This window comes from Flavobacterium sp., assembly GCF_049318185.1.
In the GTDB taxonomy this organism is placed as follows: Bacteria; Bacteroidota; Bacteroidia; order Flavobacteriales; family Flavobacteriaceae; genus Flavobacterium.
The window spans coordinates 1-1,663 of sequence record NZ_JBMOGV010000229.1; the positions used below are offsets into that span (position 1 = coordinate 1).

Here is a 1,663-nt window from a genome sequence, read left to right on the forward strand (position 1 = left end):
CATAAGGAAGTAAACAATCACATTGATGGAATAATCAATAATCAAAAGAAAGAGTTCCACAGCATTGCTTTATACGTGCTTCAATTGTATTGGATTTGCAAATCGCTTTATTTCAACAATAAATCGGTTTATAACCCATTTAGAATCCATAACATTTTGTTTCAAAACGAAAGCAACGAAAAAACAGCTATCGAATTTGCTGTTGCGTCACTTTTTGCTTCGGGAGAAAACAAACAAATAATTACAGGTAATTTAAAAAGTTTTTGTGAAGCTAAAGGAGTGCATTGGGTCAAGAAAATGCTAGGTTAAAATACTTTTCCAACTCCAAATCATAATTGGTATTCGTTTTCTAAATAAGCTTATCCAAAATAAGTTTCTAGATATAGTTCATCAAACACTTTAAATTTTGCTACAGCAACATGTTGTAGGTATTCTTCTTTAAACAATTGCTTTTCTTTATGATTTGTAGCTAAGTGATACCCAGTAATGGCATAAAAAATCAGGTAGTAATCATTGTAAGCTGCTCCATATTTAGAAACCGTGGTATCTAAATTTTTAAAGATATGATGGGCTCGTTTTAAATCCTTATTTGTAAAACTAACCATTACATCAATTAGATTGTAAATAAATAAATCTAAATAAGAATGAATGTGCAATTGATCTATAATTTCTTCAAAATAATTTTCTAGTAAGTAGTTTAATTTTTGTATTCTCTTTAAGAGTAAAAGTGCATGAACAAATTCATGAAAATATTGACGAATATGCGTTTCTTTTTTAATAAAAGTTAAAAAATCGTTCCAAACAATTGCTTCTTTATCTTTGTTTTGATTTTGTGCCGCACATAGCATTTGGTAGCCATAAAATCTTCCAACAAGTACCTCGGGTAACGCTTGCAATTCATTTGTTGTGGGGTTGTTGATTATAGGTAATTTGTTACACTTGTTGAGATAGAGCTTCAATCCACTTAAAAGATTCAAAAACAATTGTTCTTCTGCGCTTAGGGCTTCTTTTTCTATTTTTTCAAGAATGATGCCATACCTTTTATTCAATCCCATGATATCTATATAAATATAGATTACGTTTTCTCTAAAGTTTTTGTTGGTTACCAATTGCTCTATACTAGTTACAAAGCTTTCTTTAGAAATTCCGTATAAAAAGATAAAAAGGATATAGGCAATATTCGTTTGAAAATGATTTATGGGTAGCTTATTTTTAAAACAACTAATGTTGTTGTCATCGAACAATGCATTGCAATAGTCCCATTTTTCATTATGAAAAGCATGTTCAAATAGTGAAATAAAAACAGTGTTAGATTCTGATTTTTCAAGTAACTCGCTTAGAAATTGAAAATCATCTCTTGTAAGATTTTCATTTAACTTTAGGTTTTGCAACCTGGCATCAGCATACCATTTTTCATATTCATTTTTTTTCTTTACATACTCTTGGTAAGAAGCATATTCTAAAAAGGTAGCTAAAACATCTAGAGTGGAATTGTTGGATTTCCGCATTGGTATCAGATTCCAAAAACGTCTTAAAGTACTTAAACTAATAGGGTCACTAGTGTGTTTTTGCAGAATAGCAAGAAATGATTTAACATCCGTTGTAGTATTTATTTTAAAACCTACTTTTTTTTCAATATCGGTTCGTAGGTGTACGTGAAAAA

Annotated in this window: 2 protein-coding genes; one reads left to right on the forward strand and one right to left on the reverse strand. The window is 29.7% G+C overall.

The window, feature by feature from the left end; translation table 11 throughout:
• On the forward strand, positions 1 to 309 hold a 309-nt coding region (locus tag ACOYLT_RS11870; protein WP_422854045.1), incomplete at its 5' end, for a hypothetical protein.
• Positions 310 to 359: 50 nt separating this feature from the next.
• Here ACOYLT_RS11870 and ACOYLT_RS11875 read toward each other — a convergent pair.
• A partial coding sequence (locus ACOYLT_RS11875) for a hypothetical protein (protein WP_422854046.1) occupies positions 360 to 1,663 on the reverse strand: 1,304 nt, incomplete at its 5' end.